The following is a 13,619-nucleotide window of genomic DNA, read 5'->3' on the forward strand; positions in this document are numbered from 1 at the left end:
AACGCTTTATTGCCTCAGCAAATACGGGATCCCCGTTAATCGATCTAGCAAAAACTCTCAAAGATGAGCTCGGTTCACGAGCCTCTAAAGTACCCCGATATCAAATCCCAAACTGGTTACTTACCACCCTATCCGTATTTAACGAGACGCTAAAGGAACCCGCTTCAGAGTCGGGGAAAGTAAAAAACATCGATAACACAAGAGCAAAGAAAATTTTGGGATGGGAGCCACGCTCCGTTAAGGAAACAATTAGAGATAGTGCAGAAAGTTTGTACAAATTCAAACTCGTAAAAGAATAAATACTGGTCAAGGATATCGACCTGGACAGCTATGAGTTTTCCACGGTACTGGTAGACCCGCCCCGCGCCGGCCTCGACGCCGATTCCTGCGCGATGGTCGCGCGCTTCCCGCGCATTCTGTATATCTCCTGCAACCCGGAGACACAGCTGGAAAACCTGGCGGAACTCAGCAAAACCCACCGGGTGGAGCGCTTCGCGCTGTTTGACCAGTTCCCGTATACCGACCATACGGAATCCGGACTGTTACTGGTACGAAAATAGAGTGATCGCAGCCGAGGGCTGCGATCGATCCTTCCCTATTGTTAAAATTCCCGGCCGAGAATCCTTTGCGCCGCGTCCAGCGCAAAATCCTTGTACTCCACCTCGATCTCGGCCATCTCCACTTCAAACTGGAACTGTTTTTTCCGCGGCAGCTTCTTCCATTCCTGCAGGAACGGTATATGGCTGGTCTTGTCGGCAATGGTGTAGAAGGCCACAAACTCCTCGCGCACGCCCTGCTCTACCTGCAGCGCATCCAGCAACACGCGAATGCGAATCGAGGCTTCGGTCAGGCCGATACCGTCGTCAAGCAGTGTTCGAGCGAGAATCTGGATGCTGTCATTAACGCGCTGGCGCTGGTCCTGCGCAGCCTGCTCCAGTTCTCCCAGCTGCCGGGCCTGCTCCTTCTGCGCCAACTGCAGTTTGCGCAGGTAGTAACCGGCAACGACGGCGAGCGCGAAAATGATCAGCGCGGCGACAACCAGCAGCCAGGTGGGAAATACGGTCATGGGACGTCTACCTCTGGAATAGAACTTCAATCATTGCCAGCCCGAGGCTGGCAGTCACAATGGAAAGCAGTGTACTGAGCGCGACGATATTGGCGGCCAGCTGACTGTTGCCGCCGAGCGCGCGCGCCATGATAAAGGAAACCGTGGCGCTGGGCGTGGCTGCGAGCAACAGCAGGATCCCCATGGATTGCGGGGACAGATGCATCATCCAGCCGAAGCCGAGCATGATCGCCGGCACTGCGAGGAGTTTGATCGCCGTCGCGCCGAACGCCGCCAGTGAGCTGCGTTTCAGCAGGCTGAAATCCAAGCTCGCGCCGATACACAACAGGGCCAGCGGTAGAGTAATCGAGGCCAGGTAGTCACCAGTCTGCAGCAGGATGTCTGGCAATTGCAGCCCGATGGCTCTGCCGATCAGTGCGAGCACAATTCCGGCGATCAAAGGATTTTGCGCGATGTCACGGGCGAGCCTGGCCCAGCTGAATTTCACTTCCTGGCTGTAAACCGCGAATAAGGCTACCGCGGCCAGGTTGTACAGAATCGTTACGACAGCCATCAGCAGTGCCGCCTGTGCCAGGCCACTGCTGCCGTAGGCATTGGCCGCCCAGGCGAGCCCGATAATGCCGAGATTGCCGCGGAAAGCGCCCTGGATAAACGCACTGCGATCGCCGCGCACCAGGGGTCTCGCAGCCAGCCAGGCCAGGGGTATCGTCACCAGGGTTCCCAGCAGGCCCGCAGTCAGCAGCGGCAATTGCCGGCCGAGTTCCGCGTCGGCGGTGAAGATCTTGATAAACAGGAGCACCGGCAGCGTGATCATAAACACCAGGCGCGAAGCATCGTCGACAAATGCCTCGCGCAGCAGGCCGATACGTGCCAGCCAGTAGCCGATGATCAGTGTCAGGAAAATCGGGCCGGTGACTGACAGTGCAAAAGCGAAGGTCTCCACGGAAACTTATTCGCCCACATCTTCAGTTTCGGTTTCCGGCTCCCGGTCCGGTTCGGGTAGAGCGGCCTTGCGATCGGAAGCCTCCGCTTTCTCGCGCAGGTCTGCATCGATCTGCTTGCGGGTCTTGGCGCCGAGCTTACGCAGGCTGTCGATCCGCTTCACGGCATTGCCGCGGCCGGTGGCGAGGCGCTTGTAGGTCTGCTGGAATGCGGTATCGGCCTGGCGGATACGATCGCCGAGCTCGTCGAGAGACTCCAGCACCATGGAAAACTGATCGTGCAGCTTGCCCGCCTCAGCGGCGATCTTTTCCGCATTCTTGTTCTGCTTCTCGTAGCGCCAGATATTTTCCACGGTGCGCAGGGTGGCCATCAGGCTCGTAGGGCTGACCAGGACTATCTGCTTCTCATAGGCGAAACGGAACAGCTCCGGATCCGCCTGCATCGCCAGCATATAGGCCGCCTCGATGGGCACGAAGATGAAAACGAAATCCAGCGTGCGCACGCCTTCGAGCTGCTCATAGGCCTTTTTGTTCAGGCCGGTGATATGGGCGCGCAGGGAATTCACGTGCTGTTTCAGTGCCTGGGCGCGCTCCTCGTCGGACTCGGCGGAGTTGTAACGCTCGTAATCGACCAGTGACACTTTCGAGTCGATGATCAGGTCTTTGTTCTCCGGCAACCGCACGATCACATCAGGCTGGCGGCGGCGGCCGTCCGAGGTGATGGTCACCTGGGTCTCATACTCGCGGCCCTTCTGCAGGCCGGACTCCTCCAGCAGCCGCTCCAGGACCACCTCACCCCAGTTACCCTGGATCTTGCGGTCACCCTTGAGCGCCGAGGTCAGGTTCAGGGCTTCATCGCTGATGCGCTGGGTCTGCTCGCGCAGCGCCTTGATCTGCCCCATCAGGCTGTTGCGCTCCGCATTCTCGCGGTCGTAAACGTGCTCGACGCGCTTGCGGAAATCCCCCAGCTGGCGCTCCAGCGGGTCGAGACTCTTGCGCAGGCTGTCCTCGCTGCGGCGCACGAACATCTGCTGTTTTTCTTCGAATATACGGTTGGCGAGGTTCTCGAACTGTTCCGCCATGGCCTTGCGGGTCTGCTCCAGCAACTGGCGCTGTTCCGCCAGTGCCGCCTCGCCCTTTTCCACCAGTACCTGGCTGCGGGTGAGGCGCTGCAGCTTGTCTTCCAGATTGGCCCGCAGGGACTGCACCTCAGCGGCGAGCTGGGTTTCCCGCTCGCGGCTGCTGTCGAGGCGCGCCTCCAGTATCTTCAAATCCGCTCTGGCGGCCTGCAGTTCGCTGCCGGCCCCGTCGAGTTTGCGCCTGGCGCCCGCGCGGGCCAGCCAGAATACGGCCCCGAGGACTATCAGGAGGGAGACGGCGGCCAGGATAGCGTGATCGGCGCTCAGCTGTAGCGGGAACAAGGGCATAGACTCTCAAAAACTCGCTTGGATTTGAGGTATTCTTCTGCAACCAGCAGTCGAATTACCTGAGTTGAACATGCAAACGGAAAGCGCCCATTCTAACAGCTTGCCTCCCAGCGCGCTGATCTTCGATTCCGGCGTGGGCGCCATCAGCATCGCGCGGGAGATTCGCACCCTGTTGCCGGGCCTGACCCTGCATTTCGGTATCGACAATGGCTTCTATCCATACGGCACCAAGACCGAGGGGCAACTGCGGCCGCGTATCGTCGAGCAGGCCACGGCGATGATGGCGGCCACCGCAGCGGATATTCTCGTGGTCGGCTGTAACACTGCCAGCACCCTCGCCCTGCCCCAGCTGCGCGAAGCGCTGACCCAGCCGGTGGTCGGCGTCGTGCCCGCGGTCAAGCCAGCGGCCGCTGCCAGCCGGACCGGCACCATCGCGCTGATCGCCACCGAGGGCACAGTCAACCGCAAGTACACCCGCGAGCTGATCGAACAGTTTGCCGACCGCAGCCGCGTGATCAACGTGCCGGCGCCGGAACTGGTGCGGCTGGCCGAGGCGAAGCTGCGCGGTGAGTCCCTCTCCGCGGCGGATCTGGAACCGGTACTGCACCGTATCTTCGACACTGCCGGCGGCGACAAGGTGGATATCGCGGTGCTCGCCTGTACTCATTTTCCGCTGCTGCGCAACGAGCTGGACCGCTTTGCCCCCAGGTCTATTCAGTGGCTGGATTCCGGCGCCGCCATCGCCCGCCGGGTTCAGTGGTGGCTCGACGAGCTACAGCGCCCGCTGCCCGGCGAGCCCGGCACCAGCCAGCTACTGACCAGTGCGCCCGATACGGACGGGCAGATCGCCCGCGCTTTCGCCGAGTTCGCGCCCAGTATTCGCTGCCTGGCGCCCTGACGACAACCCGCGCAATCCGGTTGACAGTTCCGCCGCAAACCGCGACCGTTAATCCCAATAACCAAGCCCGATTCGGACCCCAGATTTCATGCTGCAACCGGCGTTCCCCGTCCTGGAAATCCTCGCACAGCTCCCTCCGGGAGGCCTGCTGCTGACCCCTAACAACCGCCTGCGCAACCGCTGTCAGCAGGTGTACGCCAGCCAGCAACCCGCCGGCTCCTGCTGGGCACCCCCGCCCGTGGAATCGCTGCAGGGCTGGCTCGACAAACTATGGTTCGGCCTGCAACAGCGCGGCTGGAAACCGGCGCTGAAACAGGTGTTGAACCGCGAGCAGCGCCAGCTGCTGTGGCAGCGTGCCCTCGACGAGGCTCTGGAGCGGGAACTGCTGAACAGCCAGCAGCTGTGCCGCGACGCCGACAGCGCCCTAGCCCAGTTACTGCAATGGCAGCTGGTAACGGATATCGACGACCTCGACAGCGCCATCGAACCGCTGCTGGAACAGTTTGCCCTGACCCTGAACCGGGACGAATATCCGCTGTTTCGCATGATCCGGGCTTTCACCCACCAGTTGCACACGCACAATGCCATCACCCCGGACCAGCGCGACCAGCTGATCCTGCGCGCCCTGCGCGAGGGCGCCATCGATTCCCTGCCGCAGATTGATACCGCCGGCTTCGCCCAGATCTCGCCGCTGGCTGACGCGATCCTGCAGAGCGCAGCTGCCAAGGTCATCGCGCGCCCGGCCACCGGCAACCCTGCGCTCCCGGAGAGTGCGCCCTGCCAGAATCTGGAAGAAGAGCTGTACCAGGCCGCACGCTGGGCCGCCGAAAAGCTGGAGCGCGATCCCCACACCAGTGTCGGTATCGTCGTCAACAACCTGGGGCAGTGCCGCGCACAGGTGGAGTCCATTTTTGCCCGGGTACTGGAACCCCAGTTTCTCGATCCCGGCCAGCACCGCTACACCCTGCCCTTCAACTTTTCTGCCGGTACGCCACTGGCGCAGACACCAGTCGGCGGCGCGGCCCTTCAGCTGCTGGAGCTGCTACAGGAGGAGTGGGACTATTCCCAACTGCGTAACCTGCTGTTCTGTCCTTTCTGGGGCGGCGAGGACGAGATCTGGCTGCGCACTGCCCTGTTCCGTCGCCTGCAGAAAATGGAACTGCGCCGCATCGACGGCGCCACCCTGCGCTACTGGGCCGAACGGACAGCCGAAGGACTGAGCCTGGAGGCACCGCTGCTGCCCCGGCAGCTGGAGCAGATCGGCGATTGGCAGCGGCGCTGGAAACGCGCACCGGCGGAAATCTGGGCCGCGCGCTTTTCCGAAGTGCTGGCGGCCCTGGGCTGGCCCGGCCCGCGCAATCCGGACAGTCAGGAATACCAGCAGTTGATGCACTGGGAGAGCGCGCTGGAAGATCTCGCCGCGCTGTCCGCCTTTGGCGGCAGCCTGACCATCACCCAGGCGTTGCAGCAGCTGCGCCAGATTGCCAGCCGCACGCCCTTCCAGGCCGAGACCCGCGACGGGCCACTGCAGATCCTCGGTGTGCTCGAGGCCGGCGGTCTCGCGTTCGATCACCTGCGCCTGGTCGGTTTCGGCCAGCAGCAGTGGCCCACGGCGCCGGCGCCCAATCCACTGCTGCCGATCCAGTGGCAGAAACACTGGAAAATGCCCCGTGCCAGTGCCGAGCGGGAACTGGAACTGGCGCGCGAGCTGACCGACGACCTGCTCAAAGCCAGCGGCGATATCGTGGTCAGTTACGCGAGCGAGGAAGACGGCGTACAGCAGGGGCTCAGCAACCTGTTCGGCACCCCCGTTCCAGTGGCGCCACTGGAATCCGACGCGCTGCAAGAACACAGTGCGCAGCTCGCCAGCGCCACCCAACTGGAAACCGTTGCCGACAGCCAGTTGCCGCCACTGAAACCTGCAGATTGCGAACGTGTGCGCGGCGGTGCCTCGGTACTGAAGGCGCAGGCGCTGTGTCCATTGAACGCGCAGTTGCGGTACCGGCTCGGCGCCAGCGAATTCATGGCACCCGACATCGGCCTCAGCCCCGCAGAGCGCGGCAATATCGTGCACCAGGTGCTCGCGGAATTCTGGCAACAGTGCGGCGATGTCGCCCATCTGCGAGCCCTCGATGAGAACGCGCGCCGCCAGCAGATCGACGACGCCATTGAAAATTCACTGCGCAACGTGTACAGGAAGCACGCGCACCTGCCCGCCGGATTCTGGGCCATGGAACACCAGCGGTTACTTCGGCTTCTGGACCAGTGGCTCGAGTTGGAAGCGACGCGCCCCGCTTTTGCGGTCGAAAAGATCGAGTGGGAACAACAGGTGGAAATCGGCGGACTGCAGTTCAACCTGCGCCTGGACCGTCTCGACCAGCTCGCCAGCGGAGAGCAACTCGTCATCGACTACAAGACCGGCCAGCCGAGTATCAATGATTGGCTGCAAGACCGCATTCGCGAACCACAACTGCCGCTCTACGCACTCTTCCAGCCCAAGGCCAATGCCATCGCCTTCGGCCAGGTGCGCAACGGCGACTGCAAGTGGCGCGGCTGCGGTGAGCTGGAGCAGCCCATCGACGGCATCAAGGCCGTGACGGACACGCAGAAAGACTCGCCCTTCACCACCTGGCAGGATCTCAGCGATTACTGGCGGCAGGGCCTGCAATTGCTCGCCGAGGAATACCGCACTGGCGTCGCCACACTGAATTTCGACCGCCCACAGGACAACCAGAACCAGAGTGAACTCTGGCCGCTGAATCGCTGGCCGGAGCGGGAGCAGATTCAGGAATGACCTCGGGGATTACGTAGCTGCGACTGCACTGGACAGTGTCAGCCATATTGCGGCGAACAAGTATCAAATTTGAAAACAGGGAACGATCGCTCCGAATAGAGCAGCAGGTCAACGGAATTCAGATAGAGATGAAACAGAAAATCAATATGGTTGCGTCGGCCACAAAATACTTATTTATTATCAGCGCAAGCTTGTTTGCTCACCTGCATGCTCATGCCGTGAGCTTTGACTGCGCGAAGTCATCCACGAACATCGAAAAAGCAATTTGTAGCACGGGATATCTGGGCGAATTGGACGACAAACTCGACCACCTCTACGCCACACTCAGAAACCATCTGGATTCAAACCGTTCAAGTGCGCTCTTAGCAAGCCAGAGGCGCTGGATCAAAGATAGAAATTCACGTTGCGGAGAGGCAAAGGACCAGGCTGTATGTTTAAAAGCTTTATACATGAATCGCATTGACGCTCTGCAAACCCAGATATCAGAGCTTCTCCTGCCACAACAGGTGGTTTTTCTACCACTTTCTGGCAAGAAGAAAGAGGCCATCCTGGCATTACCAAAATCTTACGGGTTTCCACAAGGAGAAGCTGTCCTCAAAAACGCTCTATATTACGAACTTAACGAGAATATAGATCTAATTGACGTTAGCTATGCTCCTCCCATAATCGCGGGCCTATACAAAGTTGACTACAAAATGGGCACCGCCAAGAGAATATCAAGCAACCTCAGTAGCCGGGGAACAGACTCAATTCGACTCGACAAACAAGTGGTGTTCGTAACCGGAAACTCCTTTGTTCGACACGGGCGTGTATCGGAGAGTATTTCATTACTAGTAGTTGGTCCAAACAAGATCTATGAAAGGCTCGTATACTCCGGACAATACATCTACAGTGAAGCCAGCAAAGAGCCACTGTGCACGCGTAAATCAGATCCTGAGATCTCTATAAGCGACAAAATCGCGAAGCAGCTTGTTGACTACAAATTAAGCTCGGACAATGAATTTACTTTTCGCTTAACCTTTGAAGCAACTGACTGTGTCACAGGAAAAACCGAAACAGTAGAGCAGATTCTAAAGAAGTCCGACCTTGATAAGCCTGCATTAAGAGAAGTCCAGAAAACACACCAGTCATGAACGCAGTGCTAGAAAAAACACCCCAACCAGTAGACGCTACCGCGCGCAGCCACGCGCTGGACATCACCCGCAGCTTCGCGGTGTCAGCGCCAGCGGGATCCGGCAAAACCGGCCTGCTCACCCAGCGCGTCCTGAAGCTGCTGGCGAGCTGTCAGCAGCCGGAGGAAGTGCTGGCGATTACCTTTACCCGCAAAGCCGCCGGCGAAATGCGCGAGCGCCTGGTCCACGCGCTGCTATTGGCGCGCGATACCGAGCGCCCGGAAAATCCCCACGACGCCGTGACCTGGGACCTGGCCCGCAAACTGCTCGCCCGCGACCAGGAGCTGAACTGGCAGTTGCTGCAGATGCCGCAGCGCCTGCGTATCCAGACCATCGACGGTCTGTGCCGCAGCCTGGCCAGCCAGCTGCCGATCGAGAGCGGCCTCGGCGCGCCGGGGGAACCGCTGGAGCAGACGCAGGTTGCCTTTGAAATGGCGGTAGTCAATCTGCTCAAGCGTCTCGACGGTGAAACGCCGGACAGCGCCCTGCAGGAATTATTGCTGCACCTGGACAACGACCTGGGCCAGCTCAACAAGCTGCTGCAGATACTGCTGGAAAAACGCGAGCAATGGCTCGGCCCCCTGCTGAGCGTCGGCCAGGAGGGCGCGCAGGACTATTTCCATTTCGCGATCGACGAACTGGTGGCGGAACACCTCGGTGACCTCGCGTCACACCTGCGCGGTTACGCCGGTGAGCTGGTGGAACTGGCCAGCTACGCCGGCCGGAACCTGCAACGGGAAAAACCCGCACACCCGCTGTGCCTCTGCGCTGACATGGACTCCCTGCCAGATCCGGACAACAGCGCCCTGCCCCTTTGGCTCGCGCTGACCGAGCTACTGGTCACCGGCAAGGGGGATATCCGCAAGGCGGTGGACAAGCGCGTGGGCTTTCCGGCCGTCGACAAGAAAGATCCGGAAACGGCGCTGGCCAACGAGTACAAGGCACGGATCAAGGACCTGCTGGCTGAACTCGGCAGCAACGAAGCACTGCTCGCCGCAATCAATGAGGTGCGCAACCTGCCGTCGGGCCTGGCGGAAAGTCAGTGGCAACTGCTGCAGGCGCTGGCACAGGTACTGCCCAATCTGGTCGCCCAATTGAAGCTGGTGTTCCAGCAACTCGGCGCTACCGACTACACCGAGGTTGCCCAGGCCGCCCTGATCGCGCTCGGCAACAGCGATGCACCCACGGATCTGGCGCTTAAACTGGATGTGCAAACCCGACACATTCTCGTCGACGAGTTCCAGGACACGTCGCAGATGCAGCTGCAGTTGCTGGAAAAACTCACTGCCGGCTGGGAGTACGACGATGGCCGCACGCTGTTTATCGTCGGTGACGGTATGCAGTCCTGTTACGGTTTCCGCAATGCCAACGTGGGTATTTTCCTCGATGCCCGCGCCCGCGGTATTGGCCAGGACAACGACAGGGTGCCCCTGCAGCCGCTGGACCTGCAGGTGAACTTCCGCTCGGAGAGCGCTGTGGTCGAATGGGTCAACGAGACCTTCCAGAGCGCTTTCCCGGCCGAGGACAATATCAGTCGCGGGGCCGTGCGCTATCTGCAGTCCCACGCGTTCAAAGGAGACAAGTGGCCCGCCCCGGCGGTGAATTTCTACGGTTGCGTGGATGACGAGGAACGCGATCGCGAAGCCCAGCAGGTGGTGGCCCTGGTAAGGGACCTGCACGCCAAAGATCCCGACGGCCGCATCGCCATTCTGGTGCGCAAGAAAAAACACCTGGGCCGTGTATTGCCGGCCCTCGGCGCCGCCGGCATTCCTTTCCAGGCGCCGGACCTGGCGCCACTGGCCAGCAAAATGGTCGTACTCGACCTGCTCAGCCTGACCCGCGCGCTGCTCGACCCGAGCGATCGCATCAGCTGGCTGGCCCTGCTGCGCGCTCCCTGGTCCGGCCTGCAATTGCCGGATCTGTATACCCTGGCCAATTACGGCAATGGCGACACCGCGCCGACAGATACCAGCGCACGCCCGCTGCTGCTCGCACTCGAAGAAATCGATACGATTCCGCTGCTGAGTGACGACGGCCGCGCCCGACTGCATCGCGCCGCGCAGCCGATCCTGCAGGCCTGGCGGCAGCGCGGACGCAAGCCGCTGCGGGGCTGGATAGAGGGGCTGTGGCTCGCCCTCGGCGGCCCCGCCACCGTCACGCACAAAGGCGAACTCGACAATGTGCAGGATTTCTTCCAGCTCCTGGAAAAATTCGACAGCGGCGGGACCATCGGCGACTGGCAGCAGTTTTACAATGCACTGGAGAAACTGTTCGCCCGGCCCGGCCAGGATACCGGCGTGCAGGTCATGACGATCCACAAATCCAAGGGCCTGGAATTCGAGCATGTGCTGATTCCCGGGCTCGACCAGGGCGGCAAACCCGGTGGCGACCAGCTGCTGCGCTGGGCCGAGTGGTTGAATCACGAGGGTGAAAGCCGCTTCCTGCTCGCGCCGAAGAGCGCCCGCGGTGACAGTGATCCGCTGTTCGATTACCTCAAGCACGACAACAACGAGCGCGAGCGTTTAGAAGGAACGCGCCTGCTCTACGTAGGCTGCACACGCGCCATTCGCTCCCTGCACCTGCTCGCCTGCGTCAAACGGGACGAGAAAAAGCAGACATTGAAATCACCGGGTGCCGCCGCGCTGCTCGCCGGAATCTGGCCGTCGATACTGCAGAATGAAAACAATGAATGGTGTCACTGGCTGGAAGCGCCAGACACTGAATTGGAAGATAGCCAGAACCGCAGCGACAGGGATTACCTGTTGCGCCTGCCGCAGAGCTGGCAGGTGCCTGCCCTGCCGAGACGGGACTGGCTGGCCGAATACCGTACACCGGATTACCAACCGGCGGAATCCGACGAGCCCAATACGCCCCCTAACATTCCTGCAGAGATGGGCCAGGTCGCTCAGCGCTGGCTACGCCACGCCGGTACCGTAGCCCATGAAACCCTCGCAACCATCGCGGAAACCGGCGTGGAGCAGTGGAATTTTGAGCGGGTACAACAACAGCGCCCCCTGTGGCAATTGCGTTTAAGCCAGCTCGGCCTGTATGGAAGTGGCCTGGAAAAAGCCAGGGAGAAAGTCGAGCAGGCGATCACCAATACCCTCGCCAGCAAAGAGGGACGCTGGCTACTCGACGGCAACCACAGCGCATCCGCGTGCGAAATGGAACTGCACAGTGGCGGCCGCCAGCTCCGCCGCTCCATCGTCGACCGGACGTTTATTGACGAAAACGGAGCGCGCTGGATTGTGGACTACAAGACTGCAGAGCCCACAGCAGCGGAAATCGAGGACGAGTTTATCGCCGCCCAGCTGGAGCGCTACCGTGCACAACTGGAGACCTATCGCAAGCTCTTCTATGCCCGCGGTGAGCGCGACATCCGCTGCGCGCTGTATTTCCCGCTGCTACAGAAGCTCGCCGAGCTTCCGCAATAGGGCCGACTTGGGGCGACGGCGGACATCTAACGCCGTCCCCTACCCCGCCCCCTACCCCGCCTCTACCGAAATCGCGCCGGGGCCAAATCGACATTCGTAAGAAGTCACCCGGCGTGCTACTCATCCGCGCCACATTGAAACAGCTCCACATTGGCGAGTGAATTATCCCAAGATTGTGCTCGCCATAGGATGCTTTTGCCCCGCACATCGTAAGGCACTGAATACCAGTTAGTTACAAATGAAACCCTCGCCCTGCCCCAACGGGCTGAGTAGGATAGACGGCCGCCCTGGCGCCAGAGCCACGGCGGCTAAAGGATTACACAGTATTTAGTGAGAGCCATGACCACACAGCAGTTCGACGACCTGAATGTCGTCTCCCAGGAAATCCTGATCAGCCCAGAGCAGCTGAAAGCCGAGCTGCCCGTCAGCGATGCCGCGGAAACCACCGTCGCCGCCGGGCGCGCAGCAGTACGCGATATCCTCGACCGCAAAGACCACCGCTTGATGGTGGTAATCGGCCCCTGCTCCGTACACGATGTCGATGCCGCCATCGACTATGCGCAGCGCCTGAAAAAAGTTGCGGACCAGGTGTCCGACACCCTGCTGATTGTCATGCGCGTCTATTTCGAGAAGCCCCGCACTACCGTGGGCTGGAAAGGCCTGATCAACGACCCCTTCCTGAATGACTCGTTCAAGATTCAGGACGGCCTGCACATCGGTCGCAAACTACTGCTCGATATCGCCGAACTCGGCCTGCCCACGGCCACCGAAGCGCTGGACCCGATTTCGCCACAGTACCTGCAGGACCTGATTTCCTGGTCCGCCATCGGCGCGCGTACCACCGAATCCCAGACCCACCGGGAAATGGCCAGCGGCCTCTCCTCTGCCGTGGGCTTCAAGAACGGCACCGACGGCAGCCTGGATGTGGCGATCAACGCGCTGCAATCCGTCGCCCACCCGCACCGCTTCCTCGGTATCAACAAGGAAGGCCAGGTGGCCATCATCCATACCGCAGGTAACCAGTATGGTCACGTAGTACTGCGCGGCGGCAACGACAAGCCGAACTACGATTCGGTCAGCGTCGCCATGTGCGAGCAGGAACTGCGCAGCGCCGGCATCATGCCGAATATCATGGTTGACTGCAGCCACGCCAACTCCAATAAGAACCACGAGTTACAGCCCCTGGTGGTCGATAACGTTACCCATCAGATTCTGGATGGCAACAAGTCCATTATCGGTATCATGGTGGAAAGCAACCTTAAGGCCGGCAACCAGAAGATTCTGGAAGATCACAGCCAGATGGAATACGGCCTTTCGGTAACGGATAAGTGTATCGACTGGGAAACCACCGAGCAGTTACTGGTGTCGATGGCCGACCAGCTGCGTGATGTACTGAAAACTCGCAATGGCTAACTAAATACACCTGTCCTACTAAAGATAAGGGCCGAGTCATCGGCCTTTATCATCTTTCCGATTCCCGCCCTCCAGCTCACGTCACTTCTTTCTGAATAAAATTGGGAATCTGATAAAAGATTCCTCACTCTGGCGAATATACCGCCATAATCCCGGATCAAGTCGTCCACCCAGGACAAGTACCAGCGCGGCTACAGGTACAATAAGGAAATCCGTCAGGACAAAAGATAAGAATTTGGGTATCAAAGTTTTTGGTGTCGCCTCATGCCACATTAGCGTCAAGGCTCAGATGGCTTAAACGTCAAAACAGGAAAACCGAAATTATTTTGGGAAACTGTTCAACGGATAGGAGAACATTGGTAACGACATGTAAGCTAAAACTGCTTGTGTTCAATAGCCGGCTTTATTTATCTTTATAAAGCGCGCGGCAATATCCAAATGCAACTTAAAGACACCTCCGAATGGCGTTCTTTT

The 13,619-nt window shown here is 59.9% G+C and carries 9 protein-coding genes and 1 pseudogene; 7 read left to right on the forward strand and 3 right to left on the reverse strand.

The window, feature by feature from the left end; genetic code table 11:
* Positions 1–299, forward strand: a 299-nt coding sequence (locus IG168_RS20645) for a Rossmann-fold NAD(P)-binding domain-containing protein (protein ID WP_226876835.1), incomplete at its 5' end; no start/stop codon positions are given.
* A 6-nt stretch (positions 300–305) separates the two neighbouring features.
* A pseudogene (locus IG168_RS10820) lies at positions 306–560 on the forward strand (tRNA (uridine(54)-C5)-methyltransferase TrmA); the annotation flags it as partial.
* Positions 561–601: 41 nt separating this feature from the next.
* On the opposite strand, the gene IG168_RS10825 reads toward IG168_RS10820, so the two are convergent.
* Genes IG168_RS10825 through rmuC form a run of 3 tightly spaced genes read right to left on the reverse strand, consistent with a single transcriptional unit; the run spans position 602 to position 3,434 of the window.
* A complete protein-coding gene (locus IG168_RS10825) occupies positions 602–1,066 on the reverse strand; it encodes a DUF2489 domain-containing protein (protein WP_193164414.1) in 465 nt (154 codons plus the stop codon).
* A gap of 7 nt (positions 1,067–1,073) precedes the next feature.
* Positions 1,074–2,009: an AEC family transporter gene (locus IG168_RS10830; RefSeq protein WP_193164415.1), complete on the reverse strand. Its 936-nt coding sequence runs from the start codon at positions 2,007–2,009 to the stop codon at positions 1,074–1,076.
* Positions 2,010–2,015: 6 nt separating this feature from the next.
* Positions 2,016–3,434 carry a DNA recombination protein RmuC gene (gene rmuC, locus IG168_RS10835; RefSeq protein ID WP_193164416.1) on the reverse strand — a complete coding sequence of 473 codons (1,419 nt, stop codon included), beginning with the start codon at positions 3,432–3,434 and terminating at the stop codon, positions 2,016–2,018.
* A gap of 70 nt (positions 3,435–3,504) precedes the next feature.
* Between rmuC and murI the strand changes: the two genes are divergently transcribed.
* From murI to IG168_RS10860, 5 genes are all read left to right on the forward strand, one after another.
* Positions 3,505–4,332 (forward strand): glutamate racemase, encoded by an 828-nt coding sequence (murI, locus tag IG168_RS10840; protein WP_193164417.1) that lies wholly within the window; start codon positions 3,505–3,507, stop codon positions 4,330–4,332.
* An 88-nt stretch (positions 4,333–4,420) separates the two neighbouring features.
* The gene (locus IG168_RS10845) at positions 4,421–7,126 is read left to right on the forward strand and encodes a PD-(D/E)XK nuclease family protein (RefSeq protein WP_193164418.1); all 2,706 of its coding nucleotides are present in this window, start codon (positions 4,421–4,423) and stop codon (positions 7,124–7,126) included.
* 128 nt (positions 7,127–7,254) lie between these two features.
* Positions 7,255–8,259 (forward strand): lysozyme inhibitor LprI family protein, encoded by a 1,005-nt coding sequence (locus IG168_RS10850; RefSeq protein WP_193164419.1) that lies wholly within the window; start codon positions 7,255–7,257, stop codon positions 8,257–8,259.
* Positions 8,256–11,732 (forward strand): UvrD-helicase domain-containing protein, encoded by a 3,477-nt coding sequence (locus tag IG168_RS10855; protein ID WP_193164420.1) that lies wholly within the window; start codon positions 8,256–8,258, stop codon positions 11,730–11,732. Before IG168_RS10850 ends, IG168_RS10855 begins: the two co-directional genes overlap by 4 nt.
* Positions 11,733–12,071: 339 nt before the next feature.
* The gene (locus IG168_RS10860) at positions 12,072–13,145 is read left to right on the forward strand and encodes a 3-deoxy-7-phosphoheptulonate synthase (protein ID WP_193164421.1); all 1,074 of its coding nucleotides are present in this window, start codon (positions 12,072–12,074) and stop codon (positions 13,143–13,145) included.
* Positions 13,146–13,619: the final 474 nt, after the last annotated feature.

The sequence above is a fragment of the Microbulbifer hainanensis genome, assembly GCF_014904735.1.
Classification (GTDB): Bacteria; Pseudomonadota; Gammaproteobacteria; order Pseudomonadales; family Cellvibrionaceae; genus Microbulbifer; species Microbulbifer hainanensis.

Coding starts and splice junctions, on each gene's coding strand:
- IG168_RS10825 (WP_193164414.1), bottom strand. CDS start 1,066: ATGACCGTATTTCCCACCTGGCTGCTGGTTGTCGCCGCGCTGATCATT.
- rmuC (WP_193164416.1), bottom strand. CDS start 3,434: ATGCCCTTGTTCCCGCTACAGCTGAGCGCCGATCACGCTATCCTGGCC.
- murI (WP_193164417.1), top strand. CDS start 3,505: ATGCAAACGGAAAGCGCCCATTCTAACAGCTTGCCTCCCAGCGCGCTG.
- IG168_RS10845 (WP_193164418.1), top strand. CDS start 4,421: ATGCTGCAACCGGCGTTCCCCGTCCTGGAAATCCTCGCACAGCTCCCT.
- IG168_RS10850 (WP_193164419.1), top strand. CDS start 7,255: ATGAAACAGAAAATCAATATGGTTGCGTCGGCCACAAAATACTTATTT.
- IG168_RS10855 (WP_193164420.1), top strand. CDS start 8,256: ATGAACGCAGTGCTAGAAAAAACACCCCAACCAGTAGACGCTACCGCG.
- IG168_RS10860 (WP_193164421.1), top strand. CDS start 12,072: ATGACCACACAGCAGTTCGACGACCTGAATGTCGTCTCCCAGGAAATC.